Genomic DNA, 19,630 nt, shown 5'->3' on the forward strand with positions numbered 1-19,630 from the left:
CCAGTGCGGTAGACGGCGGCCATGGCCTTGATGGCGGCATCCGAGCCGGCCCAGGTCTCGACCGGCACGAGGCAGGTGTCGCAGTTGTTGCACTGGCCGGCGTGGCCCTCGCCGAAATGCGCGAGGATGGCCTTGCGGCGGCACTCGGGGGTTTCGCAGACGGCCAGCAGCGCGGTGAGCTTCAGCCGCTCGACGCGCTTGACCTCATCGGGGGCGGCGCCTTCGTCGATCATGCGGCGGCGCTGGGCGACGTCGGCCATGCCGTAGCACATCCAGGCCTCGGCCGGCAGGCCATCGCGGCCGGCGCGGCCGGTCTCCTGGTAGTAGGCCTCGATCGATGAAGGCAGGTCCATGTGGGCGACGTAGCGGACGTCGGGCTTGTCGATCCCCATGCCGAAGGCGACGGTGGCGACGAGGCAGAGCGCATCCTCCTTGAGGAACGCGTCCTGGTTGGCGCTGCGCTCGCGGACGTTCATGCCGGCGTGGTAGGGCAGCGCGCGGATGCCCTCCTTGTTGAGCCACTCGGCGACGCTTTCGACCTTCTTGCGCGATAGGCAATAGACGATGCCGGAATTGCCGGTGTGGCGGGCGAGGAAGCTCTTCAGCTGCTGGCGGGGATTGTCGCGCTCGACGATCGAGTAGCTGATGTTCGGCCGGTCGAAGCTGGTGGTGAAGATGCGGGCATCGGTGAGGCCGAGGCGCTCGACGATGTCATCGCGGGTGGTGGGGTCGGCGGTGGCGGTGAGCGCGATGCGGGGAACACCGGGATAGTCGGCAGCGATCGAGGCGAGCTCGCGGTATTCGGGGCGGAAATCGTGGCCCCACTGGCTGACGCAGTGGGCCTCGTCGATAGCGATGATGGAGATTTTGACGCCCTGCATCATCGACTTGAAGCCGGGGAGGACGAGGCGCTCGGGGGCGACGTAGAGCAGGTCGAGGGTGCCGGACTTGAGGTCGCGGAAGGTACGCGAGGACTCTTCGGAGGAGATCGAGGAGTTGAGCGTCGCGGCGTTGACGCCGGCCTGCTTCAGCGCCTCGACCTGATCGCGCATCAGGGCGATCAGCGGCGAGACGACGATGCCGACGCCGGGGCGGGCGAGCGCCGGGAGCTGGTAGCACATCGACTTGCCGGCGCCGGTGGGGAACAGCACCACGGCATCGCCGCCACCGGTGACGTGGCGGACGACATCCTCCTGCTGGCCGCGAAAACTCTGGTGCCCGAACACGGTGCGGAGGATTTCGGCGGGGTCGCGCGGGGCTGTGTCGAAGAGCGACTCAAGCATGGGGCGATAGAGTCGGAAGTTGGGGGGTGGGGTCAAGAGTTAACGCCGTCGCGGACGGCTGTTGTCGGCTGATGTGTCCTACAAACGCGATGTCATCCCGACCGGAGAGCCGGGACCCAACTCACCGCCGGCGCGGGCCGAGAGTTGGGTCCCAGCTTTCGCTGGGATGACACCGAGAAGGGCGTTGGGCCTGTGCCAACCAGTCACCTGGCGTCGATGAACGCCAGCGCGGTTTCGGCGAGCTTGGGCGAGTTCATCATGGTGTAGTGGGTGACGCCCGGGAGGATGGCGAGGCGGTTCTGGTTCATGCCTGAGCCGTCCCACTGGGCATCCTGCAGGCCGCCACCGAGCAGCTCGAAGAACTTCGCGGTGTGGCTGGTGCGGACGGCGTCCCAGTCGCCGACGATCAGCTCGGTGGGGACCTTGAGGTTCGGGATCTCGGCCGACCAGTCATAGTCCTTGCCCATGTAGGTCATCTGGTCGAGGAGCTTGGGGAAATTGGTCGCGGGGTCGGGGTTCACGGCGGCGAAGCCTTCGTAGAGGGGCGTGCCCTTCATGCTGTCGGCGAAGCTGGAATTGAGCCCGCGCATGCCCTGCTGGTTGTAATCGTGCCAGCCGGAGAAGGCGTAGGGGGCGGAGGCGATGACCAGCCTCTTGACCAGCTCGGGGTGATCGAGCGCCAGGCGGAGGCCCATGCTGCCGCCCATCGAGTAGCCCACGACGTCGACCTTGTCGTAGCCGAGCGAGCGGATGACCTCGGCGACGTCGGCGGCCATGTTCTCGAAGCTCATGGGCCGGTCGAGCGGGCCGGTGCGGCCGTGGCCCTGCGCCTCGACGGCGATCACCTCGTGGGTTTCGGCGAGCCCGGGGAGGACGGGGCCGAAGGCCTCGATGGTCATCAGGCCGCCGTGCAGCAGGACGAGCGGCGAGCCCTCGCCATAGGTGGCGTAGTAGACCTTGCCGCCATTGACGGGGACGTAGCCGGACTTGGTGGGAGTGGGCATGGGGGTGGCTCCTTGTTGAGCGAGGGATGAGGTGACCGGCGCGGCCAGAGCAAAGCTGGCGAGGACGGCGAGGGCAAGTACGGTTCGTCTCAGCATTTGAAGTCTCCTTCGGATATGGCTTCGCCGGTCCCGCGGGTGGCGGGTGACGGAGGTGATGGTTTCGTGGTTGGGGTCGCCCCCTCCACCGCCTCTCGGCGGTCCCCCTCCCCCGCGTGGCGGGGGAGGGCGGGATCAGCCGTCGGTCAGCATTTCGATCGCTTTCTGGACGCGGCGCAGGCGGGTATAGGGGGTCTTGGCGCCTTCGATGGCGGTGACGTGGGCCTTCTTGTGGCTGGGAGCGAGCTTGTCCCATGCGGCTTTGGCGACGGGGTCGGCATCGAGGGCGGCCTGCAGGTCGCCGGGGGCTTCGATGACGCGGGGCCGGTCGTCGAGGAGCAACTCGACTTCGTGGGTCTCGCTGCCCCTGACGCCGGTAATGCCGCGGATCTCGGCACTGACGCCGATGAGCAGCCTGTCGCCCATGGTCGCGACCTTGCTGCGCCAGGTGTGGCCGGCCAGCGTGACGACGACCAGCGGGTTCTTGCCGCCACCGAGCTCGTCGCGCACCGCTGAGGGCACGACTATGCCGGTGTTGTTGCCGGACTGCAGTATGGTGGTCGTGAACTTCATCGGCCCGCTCCTCAGGTCAAGGTTGCAAGGTGGGCGACGAGCTTGTCGAAGCTCTCCATGGTACCCTGGTAGAAGCCGCGGTCGACGACAGCCTGCTTGTGTGCGGCGGTGTCGAAGTAAGCGACCAGCGTCAGCCGGGTGCGGCCGTTGCCGAGATCGGCCAACGTGATGACGCGGATGAAGCTCGGCGGCGGATTGTGGCCGAACACCGCGGCGGTCGCTGCCGCGTTGCGGTAGACGATGCGCTCGGGCGGACTCACCTCGATGAACTCGCTGTCGGTCGGGAAGTCCCGGCCGTCCGGTCCGCGCATCACGTGGTGCCACTTGCCGCCGACCCTGAGGTCGATCTCGCAGACCGGGTTGGTGAAGCCTTTCGGGCCCCACCACTGGCTGAGATGATAGGGATCGGCGAAGGCCATCCAGACCAGCTCGCGCGGAGCATCGAACTCGCGCATGAGTTCGAGCCGGCGGTCGTCGGGGACGGCGGCAAGGGAGTCGATCATTTTGCCGTTTCCTTGAGTTCGGCGAGGATCGAGTCCATGACCATGAAGCCATGGCGCATCCCGATCTCCATGCCGGAGGCGATCATGCCGTCGCGATCCTCGATGCTGTCGTAGTTGGAGATCGATTTGTAGTGCGTGATGGCGCCGTCTTCCCCGAAGGTGTGGGTTTCTAGCAGGGTCTTGCCAATGAACATGTTCTCCATGCCGAAGGTCCAGACGAACTTCTCGGGCTCGTTCACCTCGCGATACTCGCCGATGAAGATGTAGAGCTTGCCGTCGGGATTGTGGGACTCGACGCGCCACTTGCCGCCGGGGCGTACGTCGAACGAGGTGATGACGTTCCGTTGGCCCTCGGTGCCCCACCAGCGCGCGACGTGCTCGGGCTCGGTCATGACTTTCCACACCAGGGCGCGCGGGGCGGCGAAGTCGCGGGTGGCGACGACGATGGCCTCGTTGGCCGGGGCATCGATCTTCAGGTTGTCGAGAGGCATTTTCAGCTCCTTGAGTTTCATCAGGTAGGCGTCGAGGCGATCGAGGCTTTCCTCCCAGTATCGCCAGTAGAGCACGAACCAGTGGGCGGTTAAGGCCCGTTGCCTCAGGCGCAAGGCTTCGGCGTCGCGCTGCCGGAGGTAGTCCGAGAGCGCTATGACCTTGGGTCGCTGCATCACTTGTTTCGGGCCGGTGCCTCCGGATCAGTTCCGGGAGCCGCCGGAGTCCCCCTTCTGCAATTCGGCCAGGTAGTCGCCCAGGCGATCGAGGCTTTCCTCCCAGAAGCGGCGGTAGTTCTCGACCCAGTCCGCGACTTCGCGCATCGGGGCGGCCTCGAGCTTGCAGGGACGCCACTGGGCCTCCTTGCCGCGGGAGATCAGCCCGGCCTTTTCCAGCACCTTAAGGTGCTTGGAGACGGCAGCCATCGACATGTCGTAGGGCTCGGCGAGTTCGCTGACCGTCGCCTCGCCGCGCGACAGCCGGGCAAGGATGCCGCGGCGGGTCGGGTCGGCGAGGGCGGAGAGGGTGGTGGACAGGTGGTCGCTCATCTGGGTCTCGGACATCAGGCGGCGACGCGGGCAGCGTCGGCGCCGGTGAAGAAGTCGATCAGGACAGGGGCGACGAGCTCGGCTGCAGCGTCGTGGCTCTGGCCGGGCAATGAGGCGAAGCGGGCGCCCGGGATGGTCTCGCGGGCCAGCCGCACCGGTTCCTTCAATTGCTTGAAGGTCTTGTCGCCCGACATCACGATGGTCGGCACGCGAATGGAGCGCGCTACCTCGGTCGGGAAGCCGTAGCCCTGCATGATCGCGGTATCGTGGGGCAGGCTCGGCGCGTTGTGCAGCATCGCCTTCCAGCCGGGGTTGAACCGCATGAGCGGCATCATGATGCCGGGCATGCCGATCATTTTCACCATGAAGAACCTTGCGAGCTCGGGCCGCCGATCTTCGGCGACAAGACGCTCCACTTCCTGCTGGTAGCCCCTGGGCATCGGCTTGCCGCCGGGAACGTCGGTGAAGGGCGGCTCGAATATCGCGAGGCGATCGACCGGCAGGCCGCGAGCAGTGGCGAACAGGGCCAGCGCGGCACCGGACGAGGTGCCATAGAGGCTGGCGGAGCCGCCGGCGATGTCGATCAGCGCGGCCAGATCCTCGTATTCGCGGTCGGGCGAATAATCGGTCGAGACCGAGCTGTCGCCGCGACTGCGCCGGTCGTAGTTGTAGACGGTGAAATGCGGGGCCAGCAGGGGTGCCAGCTTGGGCATGGGGCCCATGTTGCGGCCGCACCAGGCGCCATCGATGAGGATGACGGCCGGACCGGAGCCGCGCACGTCGTAGGCGATGGAAGTGCCGTCTTTCGATGTGAAGGTGGGCATTGTCGGGTCTCCTAGCTTTGCGCCGCCTGGGCGCGGAGGGTTTCGAGATAGGTGTCGAGCTTGTCGCTGCCTTCTAGGACGGTGCGGGCGAAGCCCTGGGTGACGGCCTCGTCGCGGGCCGGCAGCGAGGTGAAGCGGACAGTGACGGTGATGGCGGTGCGGCCGGATGCCTCGGCGAGGGTCAGCTCGGTGACCATGGCGGCCGGCGGCAGCGAGTCGCCGAAGCGGTAGCCGGCAGGCGCATCGCGCCAGACCAGGCGCTCGGGCGGGGTGACCTCAAGATAGGCGCTGGTGTAGCCGTACTCGTTGCCGGAGGCGAAACGCATCACCTGCCGCCAGGCGCCGCCGACGCGGAGGTCGACTTCGCTCACCGGGTTGCTGGCGCCCTTGGGGCCCCAGAAATGCACCAGATGGACCGGGTCGGTGTAGCAGCGCCAGACCAGCGCACGCGGGGCGGCAAAGCTGCGAGCGATGACAATGACCGGATCGTCGGCCGGCGTGGTGACGGTCGAGAGGTTCGGGGCGCGGTCGCCGGGGAGTTCAACGCAGTCCATAACTCAACCCTACAGTTGATAACTTATTGGTTGAATACAACAGCCGCGAAGGCTTGTCAACCGTTCGGTTAAGGACGCTCAGGCGGGAATAAGTGCGGCGGAGAGGAGCTTGATCGAACGGCGACGGTTGTCGGGATCGGTCGGACCCATCTGCACGGCGTCGGGGAAGCGGAGTTCGAGATCGATCCTGCCGGACGCGGCAGTGACAAGGCTGTGCGGCAGGTCGACCGAGAAGTCCTGCGGCGGGTCGCGCGCGACGGTCAGCGTATCGACGGTCTCGCCGTTGACGACGACCTGGACGCGTTGGGTCGGATGATCGTCGCGCTGCACCGCCACCATCCGGAGCTTCAATGTGAGGGCCCTCGCCGGCTCCGGATAGACGAAGCGGAGGCGGGCGCTGGTGCCGACGGCGTGGTTGCCGTCGCCCACGGGCCCCTCCCAGCCGCAGACGCGGATGGGTTTCGCCAGATCCCGCCCTTCCGGGGTGAAGGGGATGGTGGTTCCGAGGCTGTAGGTGCCGGCGACGGGCTGGTTGAGGCAGGTGGTGGTCTTGTCGATGAAATAGGCGCGGTACTCGGGCGGCACGTCGGGGTGCAGCATCAGCCACACGACGCCGAGCTCGAACAGGGCGAGGATGCCGACCAGCAGATAGGCGCCGAGGCGGAGCGGGCTAGACAAGGCTCAGATACCCCGTCAGCCAACCAATGGTGGCCAAGTAGCCGGCGGCGAGGAGGACGATCAGCGACACGGCGAAGAGCCAGCGATAGGTGGCGAGCAACCGGGTCAGCATCAGCGGGATGGGGGCGAGAGCGGCGGTGAAGCGCAGCATCGAGGCCATGCCGGCGAACAGCGGCAAGGTGAGGCAGATCAGGGCGTAGACGCCCATGGCGTATTGCCGGCGCACGAGCAGTGCGATGGCAAGGGCGTAGCCGGCGAGGGTGGCGACGGCTAGCTGCTGCGAGGGGGTGGGGACCCACCCTTCCTTGGGGAAGCTGGTGAGCGCATTCCAGACGAATACGGCGGGGTTGCCGGTTGGCCGGGACCAGGCGCGCTGCACGTGGCTGAAGGCGAGCGCGTCGCCGATGTGGAAATGGAGGTACGCCATGTAGCCGAAGAGCCCGAGCGGGGCGACGAACAGCGCCAGCAGCAGGTCGGGGCGGCGCAGCACTGCAGGCACGAAGTCGCGCCAGGTACCGCCGGCCCCGCGATGAGCGCGCCAGATTTCGATGAGGATGGCGAAAACGATGAATACGCCGACGATGCGCGTGGCCGAGAGCAGCGCCGCGAACAGGCCGGCGAGGAGGAACTGGCGCTTCTGCAACGCGACGAAGACGCAGATGGTCAGGAAAAGGAACAGCACCTCGGTGTAGAAAGTGGTGAACCAGATCGAGAATGGGCCGGCGAGGAGGTAGGCGGAGAACAGCGTGTAGGCGCGGAGGCCCTTGCCGAGCAGCGGCCAGGCGACGCGTGCCGAGGCGATGCAGAAGACGATCGACAGGCCGGTCGCCGCGACGATGGTCTCGAGGCCGGTGAGGGTGCGCACGACGGCAACGAGGATCGGGTAGAGCGGGAAGAAGGCCCAGTTCCCGGCGTTGATCATGGTCGGGATGGGGAACGGGTCGTAGCCGGTCTCCGAAAGCTTGATGTACCAGGCGCAATCCCATTGGCACATGCCCTCGGCGAATTTGGCGAGCGAGGCGTCCTGCGCCACGGTTGAATAGGCCGCATAGCGGATCGCGAGCCCGGCGATCGCAAGGGCGAGCGGGATGAGAATGAGCACTGCCCCGAGGGGCAGACTCCGCGAGGGTCGCAGGGCGACGGCGTCGCTCATCTTGGTATCCGAAATGCGGCAATCGGCATAAATCCTAACCCATTGCGGCGAATTCATATCCATTCGGGGAGTGCATAGCTGTCATGCGACAACTTTCAACGCTCAACGGCGTTCCGAAAATCGTGTTTGTGTGCCCGGGCACTTACCAGCGTAACTAGATGTATTCGATTCCCACCTATCAGCTCGGTCGGCGAGCCTTCCTGAAGGCCGCCGCGGCGACTGCCGCGCTGCTCACCACCACGTCCCTTACCCGAGTAGCCTCCGCCCAGGAGAGCGGTGCGCAGGCGTTTGATTTCGACGTGCTGACCGCACAGGTGCGCGCCAAAGCGGCTGAAACGTTCGACGCGTCCGTCGCGCCGTTGCCCAAGCTGTTTGCGGGCCTGAACTATGACGGCTACCGCAAGATCCAGTTCGACCCGGCGCACGCCAAATGGCTCGACAACAATTCGGGCTTCCAGGTGCAGGCTTTCCCGATGGGCTGGCTGTTCAAGGAGCCGGTCGGGGTATTCGAGGTCGCCAACGGACAGGCGCGCCCGTTCGGCTTTTCGAACGCCGATTTCCACTTCTTCGACAATTCGATGGGAGTGGAGGCGGCGGCCGAGCCGTTCCCCGGCATCGCCGGCTTCCGTATCAACTACCCGGTGAACCAGCCCGACAAGATGGACGAACTGGTGTCGTTCCTCGGTTCAAGCTATTTCCGCGCCCTGGGGCGCAACAACGTTTACGGGCTCAGCGCCCGTGGCCTCGTCATCAACTCATGGGTATCGGGCCCGGAAGAGTTCCCGCGCTTTTCGGCATTCTGGCTGGAGCGCCCGACCGAGGGGCAGCCGCTGGTCGCTTATGCGAGCCTCGAGGGGCCGAGCGTGACGGGCGCCTATCGGTTCGAAATCACGCCGGCGAGCGACGCGGCGCAGGAGACGGTGATCGACATCACGGCCCGGCTGTTCTTCCGCGCCGATATCGGGGAAATCGGCATCGCCCCGCTGACCTCGATGTTCCTGTTCGCGGAAACCAACCGCGCCGGCTTCGACGATTACCGGCCGCAGGTGCATGACAGCAATGGCTTGCTCATCGAGCGCGACGGCGAGGTGTTCTGGCGGGCGCTGAACAACAGCGACCAGCTCGGCAATTCGTATCTGTGGCAGAACAACCCGCGGGCCTTCGGGCTCTATCAGCGCGACCGCAGTTTCGAGACCTACCAGGACGCCGGCGCGCATTACGAGCGGCGCCCCTCGGCGCGGATTGAGCCGGTTGGCGACTGGGGCCAGGGCAGCGTCAGGCTGATCGAGGCTCCGAGCAAGCTGGAAGTGGACGACAATATCGTCGCCTTCTGGATCCCGACCGATCCGGTCAAGGCGGGCGACGAGCGCGAGTTCCATTACCGCCTTATCTGGGGCGACCTGCTGCCCAAAAAAGACACACCGCTCGCCTACGTGGTGGAGACGCGCGCCGGACAGGGTGGCGTGTCCGGCGTCGCCAACGACGAGAAACTGAGGAAGTTCGTCATCGACTTCTCCGGTGGCGAACTCGACACCATGCCGACCGATGCCAAGCTCGACGTCATCGCGACCGCCTCCGGCGGGGAGATCACCTCCTCAGCGCTGTCGAAGATTGCTGCCAACGGGCATTGGCGGCTGGCGCTCGACGTGATGATCGATGGGCCGGGGCCCGTGGAACTCAAGGCCAATATCGCCAGCACGGGCCGGACGCTGACGGAAACCTGGCTCTATCAATGGAGGGCCCCTGCATGAAGTACGACAGTTCGATGGACTTTCCGGGCGGCCTGCCGGATGCCCCCCTAGCCATGCCCAAGCAGGTGCTGGAGCGCCAGCGTACCCCGCTGTTCACTGCCCTGCGGGCGGTATTCGCGGCGGCGCGGCCACGGGCCTAACCGGCTGGGAGCCCACCCCATGCCGCACGGTACCCAACTCACCCGTTCAGTTGCGCTTGGCGCGGCCGCCCTGTTGAGCTTCGGGGGCGGCTGGCTGTACCTGAGCTTCATCGGCGCCGACGGCGTCAGCGCGCTCGACCTTCTGCGCACGGCGCTGTTCGCGCTCAGCGGCTTCTGGCTGGTATGGGGCGGTGTTGCGGGGGTGCTCGGCGTGCTGGTCCCGCCGAAGCGAACGATCCCTGCCCCGGGGCGGCCCGAGGGCATGACCGCCATCCTGATGCCGATCTACAACGAGGACGCGGCGGCGAGCTTCTCGCGCATCGCGGCGATGAACCGCAGCCTCGTGGGGCTGGGGATCGCCGAGCGGTTCCATTTCGCCATCCTGTCGGACACCAACTCCATGGAGGTGGCTGCCGAGGAGGTGATCCGGTTCGAGCAGCTGTTGCACGAACCAATGGCCGCCGGCCGGATGTTCTATCGCCGACGCGAGCGCAACACCGGCAAGAAGGCGGGCAATATCGAGGACTTCGTGTCGCGCTCGGGGGGCGCCTATGACTATGCATTGATCCTCGATGCCGACAGCCTGATGGACGGCGCGACCATTGCCGAGATGGCCCGGCGGATGGACGAGGACGAGCGGCTCGGGCTGTTGCAGAGCGTGCCGCAGGTGATCAATGCACGGAGCCTCTTCGGCCGGCTGATGCAGTTCTCGTCGGCGTATCTCTCGCCGCATTTCGCGTGCGGCACTGCGCGGATGCAGGGTGAGGAAGGACCGTACTGGGGCCACAACGCCATGGTGCGGGTGAAGGCGTTCGCCGCGAGCTGCGGGCTGCCGGTGCTGTCGGGCAAGCCCCCTGCCGGCGGGCACATCCTCAGCCACGACTATGTCGAGGCGGCGCTGCTGTCACGCGCCGGCTGGAAGGTCGAGGTCGACCCGTATCTGGGCGGCTCGTTCGAGGAAGGGCCGGAGAACCTCATCGAATATGCCAAACGCGACCGGCGCTGGTGCCAGGGCAACCTGCAGCACCGCCGCCTGCTCGGCGCGCCGGGCCTCAAGTTCTGGAGCCGCTTCACGTTCGTGCAGGGCATCATGGCCTATGCCGCATCGCCGCTCTGGCTGGCGCTGCTCGCCACCAGCATCCTCGATGAGGCGCTGCGGAGCCGCTACTGGTGGCGCTCCAACGAGACCGGCATCTGGGTGCTGGCGGTGGCGGTGGCGGTGACGCTGCTGCTGCCCAAGCTGCTGATCCTCGTGCGATCGACGATCGGAGGACGCAACAAGCGGTTCGGCGGCATCCTTCGTGCGCCGCTGTCGGTGATTTGCGAGATCGTCATTTCCACGCTGCTGGCGCCGATCATGCTGTGCTTCCAGAGCAAGGCAGTTACCGAAATCCTCCTTGGACTCGACGGCGGCTGGCCGGCGACCAACCGCTCGGAAGGCCGGGTGGGCCTTGCCCTCGCCTTCGCCGCGAGCTGGTGGGTGACGGTGGCAGGCGCAATGGTGACGGCGGTGGCTCTGGCCTTCGCGCCGGGGCTGGTGCCGTGGCTGCTGCCGGTGGCGCTGCCCGCCATCGGGGCCCCGCTCCTGATTGCCGCCACATCGCTCGGCATTTCGAGCAGGCGCAAGCCCATTCTCTTCCGCACCCCCAGCGAGACCGCTCCCGCAGCGGTGATCGTCGAGCAGCAGCAAATCTATCTCAGCTGGACCCAGCAGGGCTCCACCCTGCCGGAATCCGCTACCCCCGGAGTTACCCCTGTCCCTGCCTGAAACCCCGGCCGGCCTGAAGCGCGCGCCATTGTTCGAGCGACTCAAGGTCCTCGTCGGCCATCCGGCTGCCGCTGACGAGGCCGTCGCCCCCCTCATCGGTCGCGATGCGCGGCTCGACATGTTCCGCGGCCTGGCGCTGGTGATGATCTTCATCAACCACGTGCCGGGCAATTTCTACGAAAACTACACCAGCCGCAATTTCGGCTTCTCCGACGCCGCCGAGGCGTTCGTCTTCATGTCGGGCCTTGCTGCCGGGCTGGCCTATTCGAGCGCGTTCGCCGGCGGAGCGCTGTGGCCGGCGATCGCCAGGGTGTGGGCGCGGGCGCGGCAGCTTTATTTCGTCCACCTCTCGATCACCATGATCGCCCTTGCGATCTTCGCAGCGGCAGCGCTGGGGTTCGGGCTCGACGAGGTGCTGGAGAAGAACAACATCGCGCCGATCTTCGGCTTCCCGCTGCAGACCATGATCGGGCTGCCGCTGATGACGCACCAACTCGGCTATCTCAATATATTGCCGCTCTACATCATCCTGCTGCTGGCGACGCCGCTGATCATCGGGCTCGGCCAGCGCTGGCCGGTACAGACCATGGTGGGCTCGATCCTCATCTGGGCGATCGCCGGGCAGTTCCGGCTCAACTTTCCGAACTACCCCACCCAGGGCGGCTGGTTCTTCGACCCGCTTTCCTGGCAGGTGCTGTTTGTCGTCGGGCTGCTGTCGGGCATGGCGATGAAGCAGGGGCGCCGGTTCGTGCCGCGGAGCCCGCTGCTGTTCGGGCTCTCGGCGGCCCTGGTGGTGTTCGTGCTGCTGTGGGTGAAGATCCCGCCGCTGGGGGATGCCGGGCGGAGCATCCTCGGTTTCTTCAGCAAGCTTGGGCTGCCGTTTTACATCACCTGGTTCGACAAGACCTTCCTCGCCCTGCCCCGCCTGCTGCATGCGCTTGCGCTGTTCTATGTGCTCGCGTCGCTGGGGGTGGTTCGCCATATCGCCGAATCGCGAGTGGCCGCGCCCCTGAGATTGATGGGCCGTCAGGGCCTCGCGGTGTTTGCCGTCGGCACGGTGCTGAGCCTGTTCCTCCAGGCGGTGAAGACCGGCATCGACGCCGGGTTCTTGCTCGATACGCTGCTGCTCGGCGGCGGCCTGCTGCTCCTCATCGGGCTCGCCTATGTGCTTACGCGAACTCAGGAACAGGCGCGCCAGCGGGCTGCGGCGCGGCGCGCGGCCGGCTGACGGCCGGCACACAGGCCTGTCACTTTTCGGAGAGAAGCTACAATCACGACAATCTAGCGCCTTGCTGTGTGGCTGCCGCCGGGGCTAGCGTGATCAAGGGAGGGGAATGCCTGTACTCGAACGCGGGGAGCGTTGGATGACGAGACGGCGACCACTCTATAGCCGGTCACAGAGGCCGCGAAGCTCGGCAGGTTCTACATGGGTGGCGCCGGATGGTGTCAGCCCGGTCTATGTCGATCTTCCCGATGAGGACAGTCCCCCGTCGCTTCGGCGCCGCGTGGGCGCCTGGTCCGCGGGGCTCTACCGGCGCCATCAGGGACCGGTGCTGGTCGGTGTGAGCGCGCTGGTGACGCTGCTGCTGGTGGGCGCCTACGACCTTATCTCCATCGATCCGCAGCGCATCAGCGACTGGCAGTTCACGAGCGCGGTCAACAAGGTGGTCGACGAGCGTCCACGTGGTCCCTCGACCCAGTCGGTCGCCTACGCCAAGGTCATCCGGTCGGTGGTGCGCGTCGATGGCTACGAAGAACGCCCGGGGGATCCCTCGGCTGCCAAGCCCGAAAGCCAGGCCGCCGAAAATCCGGCCGGCGGCAAGGTGGAAGAGGACTTCCACGAGCAGTTCACCGCCGTCGGGACCGGCGTCATCATCGATGACATGGGAACCATCCTGACCAACCTCCACGTCGCTGCGGCGGCAAAGAACCTGCGCGTGCAGTTCTGGGACGGCACCGAATCCCCGGCGACGCTGGTCGGCGCACGGGCCGACAGCGACCTAGCGATCATCCGGCCGCGCAACCTGCCCGACGAACTGGAGCCTGCCACCCTCGCCTCGAGCGCCGGGCTCAATCCGGGCGACGACGTGGTGGCGGTGGGCTTTCCCTTCGGCATCGGCCCATCGGCATCGGCCGGCGTGATCTCCGGTCTGGGCCGCGTCCTCGCCGAGGCAGGCGAGCCCAAGCTGAAGAACCTCATCCAGTTCGACGCGGCCGCCAACCCGGGCAATTCCGGCGGACCGCTGGTCAATGCCGATGGCGAGGTGGTGGGCATCGTCACCGCCATACTCAATCCATCCGGCCTTCGGACCTTTGCCGGCATCGGCTTTGCCGTGCCGATCGAAAGCGCCGCCGGCGCCGCAGGAGAGAACCCGCTGTAACTGAACTCGAACCCCGACGGAGAAAATGGACGACACATCGCAGAACTCCGGCCCTGCCGTCGCTTCGCTGATGGAGCAGGTGCTGTACGAAGTGAAGAAGGTCGTGGTCGGACAGGACCATTTCCTCGAGCGGGTGCTGGTGGCGTTGCTCGCCAAGGGGCACCTGCTGGTCGAAGGCGTGCCCGGGCTGGCCAAGACGCTGACGGTCAACACGCTGGCCGACGTCATCCAGGGCAGCTTCAAGCGGGTGCAGTTCACCCCGGACCTCGTGCCGTCAGACCTCGTCGGCACGCGCATCTACAGCCAGAAATCCGGTGACTTCTCGACCTCGCTGGGGCCGGTATTCTGCAACCTGCTGCTCGCCGACGAGATCAACCGCGCGCCGGCCAAGGTGCAGAGCGCCCTGCTCGAGGTGATGCAGGAGCGACAGGTCACCATCGCGGGCGAAACCCACAAGGTGCCCAACCCCTTCGTCGTCATGGCCACACAGAACCCGATCGAGACCGAGGGCACCTATCCGCTGCCCGAGGCGCAGGTCGACCGCTTCATGATGAAGGTTCTTGTCGGCTATCCGAGCGAAGAGGAAGAATTCGTTATCGTCTCGCGCGTCACCGGCCTGATGCAGGCGGTGACGCGGGTAGCGACGACCGAGCAGCTGGTGGCGTTGCAGGCCAAGTGCCGGCAGCTGTTCGTCGACCCCTCGCTGATCCAGTTCGCGGTGAGGGTGGTGGCGGCCACCCGCGACCCGGCCCTTGCCGGGCTCGGCGACATGCAGCGCTTCCTCACCTATGGCGCGAGCCCGCGGGCCAGCATCAACATGATCGAGGCCGGCCGGGCGCTGGCGTTTCTGCGCGGCCGCGAATACGTGCTGCCGGAGGACGTGCTCGACGTCACGCCGGACGTGCTGCGCCACCGGCTGGTGCTGTCCTACGAGGCGATCTCGGACTCGATCACGCCCGACCAGATCGTCGGCCAGATCCTCAAGGCCGTTCCGGCCCCTGACAAACCCCTGGAGGCACATGTCCGCATCGCAGCGACAGGCTGAAAAGCTGCTCGGCCGACTGGAATGGACGGTGATCCGCCGGCTCGACGGGTTGCTGCAGGGCGACTATCGCACGCTGTTCCGCGGCTTCGGGCTGGATTTCGCGGACCTGCGCGAATACCAGCCCTATGACGATGTGCGGCACATCGACTGGAACGTCACGGCGCGGACCCAGGTGCCGCATGTGCGCATCTACAACGAGGATCGCGACGTCACCGCCTGGTTCCTGCTCGACCTCAGCCCCTCGGTGGATTTCGGCTCGGACCAGGTGACCAAGCGCCAGATGCTCACCGAGTTCACGGCCGTGCTGGCGCGGCTGCTGACCCGACAAGGCAACAAGGTCGGGGCGATCCTGTTCAACGGCCAGTCCGATTTCATCATCCCGCCGCATACCGGACGACGGCACGTGCTGCATTTGCTCGACAAGGTGTTCGCCAATCCGCGTCTGCTGCGCTCGCCGCAAACCGACCTCAATGCGTTTATCGGGCGTGCGCTGTCGGTGATGAAGCGGCGCTCGATCTGTTTCATCGTCTCCGATTTCATTTCGAAGCCCGGCTGGGAGAGCGGGCTGTTCCAGTTGAGCCAGCGCCACGAAGGTATCGCGGTGCGGCTGCTCGACCCGCTCGACATGGCACTTCCCGATGTCGGGCTCCTGCTGTTCCAGGATGCCGAGACGGGTGAGCAGCTGTTCGTGGATACGGTCGACAAGCGGTTCCGCCGGCGCTTCGTCGCCGCCGCAGCGCAAAATGAAGAGGCGGTGATGGATGCCTTTGCGAATGCAGGGCTGGACGTGCTCGAACTGTCCACCACCGACGATCTCGTGGATGCAGTGTTGCGCTTTGCCAACATGCGAAAGGTGCAGTCGCGGCTCGGCGGCGGCAATGGATTGCCCGCGATGGCGGGTACGTAACCCGCGCCCCGTTGCGGGGAGCGGCAGATAGACGGGTGACGCCATGACCTTCATCTGGATGGATATGCTCTGGCTGCTGGCCTTGGTGCCGCTCCTGATCGCCGCCTATATCTGGCTGATGCGGCGTCGCAAGAAATCGGCGCTGCGCTACGCCAACCTCGCCATCGTCAAGCAGGCGATGGGCAGGGGCGTGGGCTGGAGGCGGCATGTGCCGCCCGCCCTGCTGCTCGCTGCCATCACGGTGCTGATCATCGCGGTGGCGCGGCCGGCCGCGGTGGTCGAGCTTGCCTCTTCGCGCGCCACGGTGATCCTGTCGATGGATGTCTCTGGCTCCATGCGGGCCCGCGATGTCGAACCCTCGCGCATCGTCGCGGCGCAGGAGGCGGCGAAGGAATTCATCAAGAGCCAGCCGGCCGACGTGCAGATCGGCATCGTCGCCTTCGCTTCGGCGGCGGTGCTGGTGCAGGCGCCGACCATCGATCGCGAAGCGCTGGTGCAGGCGATCAATAATTTCGACCTGAGGCGCGGCACGGCGGTCGGTTCAGGTGTCCTCGTGGCGCTGGCGACGATCTTTCCCGATGAAACCTTCGACGCCGAGGGCAACGATCCCCGCGACCAGCTTGGCCTGCCCAGCTTCGGCGGCAAGCTCAGCCAGAACCTCAGCGCCACGGGCGAACCGGATGGGCTGCTGAACGCAAAGGAGCCCAAGAAGCACATTCCCGTCGAGCCCGGCTCGTACGAGAGCGCGGTGGTGATCCTGCTCACCGACGGCGCCACCACCACGGGCCCCGATCCAGTCGCGGCGGGTCGGCTCGCCGGGGATTACGGCGTCAGGGTGTTCACCGTCGGCTTCGGCTCTGCCGCCGGCGACGTGGTGGATTTCGGCGGCCGCTCGATGCGGGCGCAACTCGATGCCGACACGCTGCAGGCGATCGCCGACGCCACCGATGGCGAATATTACGCCGCATCGAGCGCTGCCGACCTCGCCGGCGTCTACAACTCGCTCTCCACGCGGCTGATCAGCGAGAAGAAGCTCACCGAAATCGCCTTCATCTTCGCCGGCGTCGGCGCACTGCTTGCCCTGGCGGCGGCCGGCCTGTCGCTGTTGTGGTTCGGGCGCGTGGCTTAGGCTCAGGCGCCCGGCGCTAACTATGCCGCAGCTGTGTTTTCCCGTTTCCGGCTTGCGCATGGGCTCAACTGCTATAATATACCCCCCTACCCTATCGGAGTAGCGGGCATGAGCCACACGATCCAGAACAAGACGAAATTGACGGCGCGGGTACGGCGGATCGCCGGACAGGTGGATGCGATCGAGCGTGCGCTCGAGGCCGAACTGGGCTGTGCCGACGTGCTGCAGCTCGTCGCATCGGTGCGCGGGGCGATCAACGGGCTGACGGCCGAGCTGATGGAGGAGCACCTCCAGTATCACGTCGTCGAAGCCGGCTCCGAAGCGGAGCGCCAACGGGGCGCGGACGAGCTTGTCGAGGTCATAAGGACCTATCTGAAATGAATGCGGCAGCAGGCCACAGCCATGTGTTTCTCGGGCAAGACCACGATCGCAATGCGCGCCGGATCTGGATCGTCATCGCGCTGACTGCGACGATGATGGTGGCGGAGATTTCCGCCGGCTCGATCCTCGGTTCAATGGCGCTGGTTGCCGACGGCTGGCACATGTCCACCCATGCCGGCGCCATGCTGGTCGCGGCGCTGGCCTATGGGTTCGCGCGGCGGGAGGCGCACAATCCGCGCTTCACGTTCGGCACCGGCAAGGTGGGCGACCTCGCCGCCTTCGCCAGCGCCATCGCCCTGGCGCTGATCGCACTGATCATCGGCTGGGAGAGCGTGGTGCGATTTTTCCAGCCGGTGCAGATCGGTTTCGGTACGGCCATCGTGGTGGCGGTCATCGGCCTTGCCGTGAACCTGCTTTCAGCGTGGTTGCTGCGCGACGATCACGCGCACCACGGGCACGATCACGCGCAGGGCGATCATCATCACCACGAGGGCGAACGCGACAACAACCTGCGCGCCGCCTACCTCCATGTCCTCGCCGATGCGTTTACCTCGATCCTTGCGATCGTGGCCCTGGTTGCCGGCAGCGTCCTGGGCTGGAAATGGACCGACCCGGCGATGGGCGTGGTGGGCGCCCTGGTGATTGCCCGCTGGTCGTGGGGGCTGGTCCGCGATGCGGGGCGCGTGCTGGTCGACTACGTACCGGCCGAGGAGGACCTGCCCGCCGAAATCCGGGCGGCTGTCGAAACCGGCGGCGACCGGATCACCGACCTGCATGTGTGGCAGGTCGGGCCGGGGCATCACGCGGCGATCGTGGCGCTATCCTCGGCTGCCCCCGAGGCACCGGAGGTCTACCGGGCTCGGCTGAGCCACATCCACGAATTGTCTCACGTCACGGTGGAAGTTCAGCCGGCCTAGGACCCGAACGCGCTCATCAGCATCTTGATGGCGGTGAGGGTGAGGAAGATGGCGAAGGCGCGCTTCACCCACTTGGGCTCGAGTGCGTGGGCCAGGCGCGCACCGAGCGGGGCGAAATAGGTGGTGAAGGGCAGGATGATCGCCGTGGCGATGAGGCTCACATAGCCCAGCGACAGCGGCGGCCGGCCGGGGATATCCCAGCCCGAGACGATGAAGCCGATGACTGCGGGAATCGAGATCACCAGCCCGAAGGCCGAGGCGGTGCCGACGGCGCGATGGATGGGGTAGTTGAACGCCGCCATGGTCGGCACCCCCAGCGTGCCGCCGCCGATGCCCATCAGCGACGAGACGAAGCCGATCACCGTGGCAATGACCACCTGTACGGGATTGGGTGGCAAGTGCTCGGCGATCACCAGCGGCTTGGGGATGGTGAGGTTGACGGCGACGAGAATGCCGACGGTGCCGAAGATGCCGGTCAGCACGGCGGGCTCGAAGAAGCGCGCCGCGAGGCCGCCGGCCAGCGCCCCGACCGCCAGCGCCGGCGCCCAGCGGCGAAGCAACTGGAAATCCACCGCGCCGCGCTTGTGATGCGCCCGCATCGAGGAGATCGAGGTGGTGATGATGGTCGCCAGCGATGTGGCGACCGCCATGTGCATGGCGAGATCCTCGGGGAAGTGCGTGAAGGTGAACAGCCAGTAGAGCACCGGCACGATGACGATGCCGCCGCCGACGCCGAGCAGGCCGGCGACGATGCCGGCGACGATCGAGGCGCCGACAAGGCCGCCGCCAAGCAGCAGCATGTCAGGCAGGCTGAGGGAGGCGAAATCCATGGGAGGGTCCTAGAAGGCGAGCGCGGCGCCGTCGGCGCGGGGGTCGGTGGCGGCTTCGAAGGTGCCGGAGGGGTGGAGGACGATGGCGCCAGCATGGCCCATCATGTCCTCGAAATCGCCGACGATTTCGGTTTCATGGCCTGCCGCCGCGAGCTGTTGAACCAGTTCGGGATCGAACCGGTTCTCGAGTTTCAGCCGGGTGTTGACGTCGCCCCAGGTCTTGCCGAGCAGCCAGCGCGGCGCGGTGATGGCGCGCTGCAGTCCGCCGCCCAGCATGGCGTAGCGCGAGAATACCGCGGACTGGGTCTGCGGCTGACCCTCGCCGCCCATGTTGCCGTAGGACATGACACGGCCATCCTTGAGCTGGGCCAAAGCCGGGTTCAGTGTGTGGAAAGGTTGCTTGTTGGGCGCCAGCTGGTTCGGTCCCTGCTGCAGCGAGAACCCTGCCCCGCGATTCTCGAAGACGATGCCGGTTGCGGGATTGGTGAGGCCCGAGCCGAACTCCCAGAACAGGCTCTGGATAAAGCTCACGACGTTGCCGTAGCGGTCGGCGGCGCCCATCCAGATGGTGTCGCCGGCCTTTGCCGGATCGGGCCATTGGGCGGCGCGGGCGGGATCGATGCTGGCGGCGAGGCCGTCGAGGTGGTGGGCGGCGAGCCAGTCCTCCGGCTTCTCG

The 19,630-nt window shown here is 66.4% G+C and carries 22 protein-coding genes; 10 read left to right on the top strand and 12 right to left on the bottom strand.

Annotation, left to right across the window (positions count from 1 at the left end; all coding sequences use genetic code 11):
- From JWQ89_RS20705 to JWQ89_RS20750, 10 genes are all read right to left on the bottom strand, one after another.
- On the bottom strand, positions 1-1,283 hold a 1,283-nt coding region (locus JWQ89_RS20705; RefSeq protein ID WP_299644235.1), incomplete at its 3' end, for a RecQ family ATP-dependent DNA helicase.
- A gap of 203 nt (positions 1,284-1,486) precedes the next feature.
- Complete coding sequence (locus JWQ89_RS20710; RefSeq protein ID WP_299644236.1) at positions 1,487-2,287, bottom strand: alpha/beta hydrolase; 801 nt, start codon at positions 2,285-2,287, stop codon at positions 1,487-1,489.
- A 231-nt stretch (positions 2,288-2,518) separates the two neighbouring features.
- Entirely contained in the window at positions 2,519-2,956 is a 438-nt protein-coding gene (locus JWQ89_RS20715; protein ID WP_299644238.1) for a YdeI/OmpD-associated family protein, read from the bottom strand.
- 11 nt (positions 2,957-2,967) lie between these two features.
- A complete protein-coding gene (locus JWQ89_RS20720; RefSeq protein ID WP_299644240.1) occupies positions 2,968-3,459 on the bottom strand; it encodes an SRPBCC domain-containing protein in 492 nt (163 codons plus the stop codon).
- Positions 3,456-4,124, bottom strand: a complete 669-nt coding sequence (locus JWQ89_RS20725; RefSeq protein WP_299644242.1) for an SRPBCC domain-containing protein — start codon at positions 4,122-4,124, stop codon at positions 3,456-3,458. The genes JWQ89_RS20720 and JWQ89_RS20725 overlap by 4 nt, the downstream gene beginning before the upstream one ends.
- Before the next feature lie 27 nt (positions 4,125-4,151).
- Positions 4,152-4,496 carry a metalloregulator ArsR/SmtB family transcription factor gene (locus JWQ89_RS20730; protein ID WP_299644244.1) on the bottom strand — a complete coding sequence of 115 codons (345 nt, stop codon included), beginning with the start codon at positions 4,494-4,496 and terminating at the stop codon, positions 4,152-4,154.
- A 14-nt stretch (positions 4,497-4,510) separates the two neighbouring features.
- Entirely contained in the window at positions 4,511-5,320 is an 810-nt protein-coding gene (locus JWQ89_RS20735) for an alpha/beta hydrolase (RefSeq protein WP_299644246.1), read from the bottom strand.
- Between the two features lie 11 nt (positions 5,321-5,331).
- Complete coding sequence (locus JWQ89_RS20740) at positions 5,332-5,874, bottom strand: SRPBCC domain-containing protein (RefSeq protein WP_299644248.1); 543 nt, start codon at positions 5,872-5,874, stop codon at positions 5,332-5,334.
- A gap of 78 nt (positions 5,875-5,952) precedes the next feature.
- Positions 5,953-6,552 (bottom strand): hypothetical protein, encoded by a 600-nt coding sequence (locus tag JWQ89_RS20745; protein WP_299644249.1) that lies wholly within the window; start codon positions 6,550-6,552, stop codon positions 5,953-5,955.
- On the bottom strand, positions 6,545-7,705 hold the full coding sequence (locus tag JWQ89_RS20750; protein WP_299644251.1) for a hypothetical protein: 1,161 nt from the start codon (positions 7,703-7,705) through the stop codon (positions 6,545-6,547). The genes JWQ89_RS20745 and JWQ89_RS20750 overlap by 8 nt, the downstream gene beginning before the upstream one ends.
- A gap of 158 nt (positions 7,706-7,863) precedes the next feature.
- Here JWQ89_RS20750 and JWQ89_RS20755 point away from each other — a divergent pair, with 158 nt between their 5' ends.
- From JWQ89_RS20755 to dmeF, 10 genes are all read left to right on the top strand, one after another.
- Positions 7,864-9,456, top strand: coding sequence for a glucan biosynthesis protein G (locus JWQ89_RS20755; protein ID WP_299644252.1), 1,593 nt, complete (start codon positions 7,864-7,866; stop codon positions 9,454-9,456).
- Positions 9,453-9,596: a hypothetical protein gene (locus tag JWQ89_RS20760; protein WP_299644254.1), complete on the top strand. Its 144-nt coding sequence runs from the start codon at positions 9,453-9,455 to the stop codon at positions 9,594-9,596. The genes JWQ89_RS20755 and JWQ89_RS20760 overlap by 4 nt, the downstream gene beginning before the upstream one ends.
- Positions 9,597-9,615: 19 nt before the next feature.
- A complete protein-coding gene (gene mdoH, locus JWQ89_RS20765; RefSeq protein WP_299644256.1) occupies positions 9,616-11,364 on the top strand; it encodes a glucans biosynthesis glucosyltransferase MdoH in 1,749 nt (582 codons plus the stop codon).
- Between the two features lie 28 nt (positions 11,365-11,392).
- The gene (locus JWQ89_RS20770; RefSeq protein WP_299644258.1) at positions 11,393-12,592 is read left to right on the top strand and encodes an OpgC domain-containing protein; all 1,200 of its coding nucleotides are present in this window, start codon (positions 11,393-11,395) and stop codon (positions 12,590-12,592) included.
- A 202-nt stretch (positions 12,593-12,794) separates the two neighbouring features.
- The gene (locus JWQ89_RS20775; RefSeq protein ID WP_299644260.1) at positions 12,795-13,745 is read left to right on the top strand and encodes a trypsin-like peptidase domain-containing protein; all 951 of its coding nucleotides are present in this window, start codon (positions 12,795-12,797) and stop codon (positions 13,743-13,745) included.
- A 25-nt stretch (positions 13,746-13,770) separates the two neighbouring features.
- Positions 13,771-14,790 carry a MoxR family ATPase gene (locus JWQ89_RS20780; protein ID WP_299644262.1) on the top strand — a complete coding sequence of 340 codons (1,020 nt, stop codon included), beginning with the start codon at positions 13,771-13,773 and terminating at the stop codon, positions 14,788-14,790.
- Entirely contained in the window at positions 14,765-15,697 is a 933-nt protein-coding gene (locus JWQ89_RS20785; protein ID WP_299644263.1) for a DUF58 domain-containing protein, read from the top strand. Before JWQ89_RS20780 ends, JWQ89_RS20785 begins: the two co-directional genes overlap by 26 nt.
- A gap of 43 nt (positions 15,698-15,740) precedes the next feature.
- Complete coding sequence (locus JWQ89_RS20790; RefSeq protein WP_299644265.1) at positions 15,741-16,826, top strand: VWA domain-containing protein; 1,086 nt, start codon at positions 15,741-15,743, stop codon at positions 16,824-16,826.
- A gap of 108 nt (positions 16,827-16,934) precedes the next feature.
- Positions 16,935-17,207, top strand: coding sequence for a metal/formaldehyde-sensitive transcriptional repressor (locus JWQ89_RS20795; protein WP_299644266.1), 273 nt, complete (start codon positions 16,935-16,937; stop codon positions 17,205-17,207).
- On the top strand, positions 17,204-18,124 hold the full coding sequence (gene dmeF / locus JWQ89_RS20800; protein WP_299644268.1) for a CDF family Co(II)/Ni(II) efflux transporter DmeF: 921 nt from the start codon (positions 17,204-17,206) through the stop codon (positions 18,122-18,124). The genes JWQ89_RS20795 and dmeF overlap by 4 nt, the downstream gene beginning before the upstream one ends.
- On the opposite strand, the gene JWQ89_RS20805 is transcribed toward dmeF, so the two are convergent.
- Both JWQ89_RS20805 and JWQ89_RS20810 read right to left on the bottom strand, forming a co-directional pair.
- Entirely contained in the window at positions 18,121-18,954 is an 834-nt protein-coding gene (locus tag JWQ89_RS20805; protein WP_299644271.1) for a sulfite exporter TauE/SafE family protein, read from the bottom strand. The two genes, dmeF and JWQ89_RS20805, sit on opposite strands and share 4 nt — an antisense overlap.
- A 9-nt stretch (positions 18,955-18,963) precedes the next feature.
- Positions 18,964-19,630 (bottom strand): gamma-glutamyltransferase (locus tag JWQ89_RS20810; protein ID WP_299644273.1); only part of this gene is annotated, 667 nt, incomplete at its 5' end.

The organism is Devosia sp., from assembly GCF_028290645.1.
GTDB lineage: Bacteria > Pseudomonadota > Alphaproteobacteria > Rhizobiales > Devosiaceae > Devosia_A.

Bases quoted from the DNA above. Each gene is read 5' to 3' on its own strand.
- JWQ89_RS20710 (WP_299644236.1), bottom strand. From the start codon at position 2,287: ATGCCCACTCCCACCAAGTCCGGCTACGTCCCCGTCAATGGCGGCAAG.
- JWQ89_RS20715 (WP_299644238.1), bottom strand. From the start codon at position 2,956: ATGAAGTTCACGACCACCATACTGCAGTCCGGCAACAACACCGGCATA.
- JWQ89_RS20720 (WP_299644240.1), bottom strand. From the start codon at position 3,459: ATGATCGACTCCCTTGCCGCCGTCCCCGACGACCGCCGGCTCGAACTC.
- JWQ89_RS20725 (WP_299644242.1), bottom strand. From the start codon at position 4,124: ATGCAGCGACCCAAGGTCATAGCGCTCTCGGACTACCTCCGGCAGCGC.
- JWQ89_RS20730 (WP_299644244.1), bottom strand. From the start codon at position 4,496: ATGAGCGACCACCTGTCCACCACCCTCTCCGCCCTCGCCGACCCGACC.
- JWQ89_RS20735 (WP_299644246.1), bottom strand. From the start codon at position 5,320: ATGCCCACCTTCACATCGAAAGACGGCACTTCCATCGCCTACGACGTG.
- JWQ89_RS20740 (WP_299644248.1), bottom strand. From the start codon at position 5,874: ATGGACTGCGTTGAACTCCCCGGCGACCGCGCCCCGAACCTCTCGACC.
- JWQ89_RS20750 (WP_299644251.1), bottom strand. From the start codon at position 7,705: ATGAGCGACGCCGTCGCCCTGCGACCCTCGCGGAGTCTGCCCCTCGGG.
- JWQ89_RS20755 (WP_299644252.1), top strand. From the start codon at position 7,864: ATGTATTCGATTCCCACCTATCAGCTCGGTCGGCGAGCCTTCCTGAAG.
- JWQ89_RS20760 (WP_299644254.1), top strand. From the start codon at position 9,453: ATGAAGTACGACAGTTCGATGGACTTTCCGGGCGGCCTGCCGGATGCC.
- mdoH (WP_299644256.1), top strand. From the start codon at position 9,616: ATGCCGCACGGTACCCAACTCACCCGTTCAGTTGCGCTTGGCGCGGCC.
- JWQ89_RS20780 (WP_299644262.1), top strand. From the start codon at position 13,771: ATGGACGACACATCGCAGAACTCCGGCCCTGCCGTCGCTTCGCTGATG.
- JWQ89_RS20785 (WP_299644263.1), top strand. From the start codon at position 14,765: ATGTCCGCATCGCAGCGACAGGCTGAAAAGCTGCTCGGCCGACTGGAA.
- JWQ89_RS20790 (WP_299644265.1), top strand. From the start codon at position 15,741: ATGACCTTCATCTGGATGGATATGCTCTGGCTGCTGGCCTTGGTGCCG.
- JWQ89_RS20795 (WP_299644266.1), top strand. From the start codon at position 16,935: ATGAGCCACACGATCCAGAACAAGACGAAATTGACGGCGCGGGTACGG.
- dmeF (WP_299644268.1), top strand. From the start codon at position 17,204: ATGAATGCGGCAGCAGGCCACAGCCATGTGTTTCTCGGGCAAGACCAC.
- JWQ89_RS20805 (WP_299644271.1), bottom strand. From the start codon at position 18,954: ATGGATTTCGCCTCCCTCAGCCTGCCTGACATGCTGCTGCTTGGCGGC.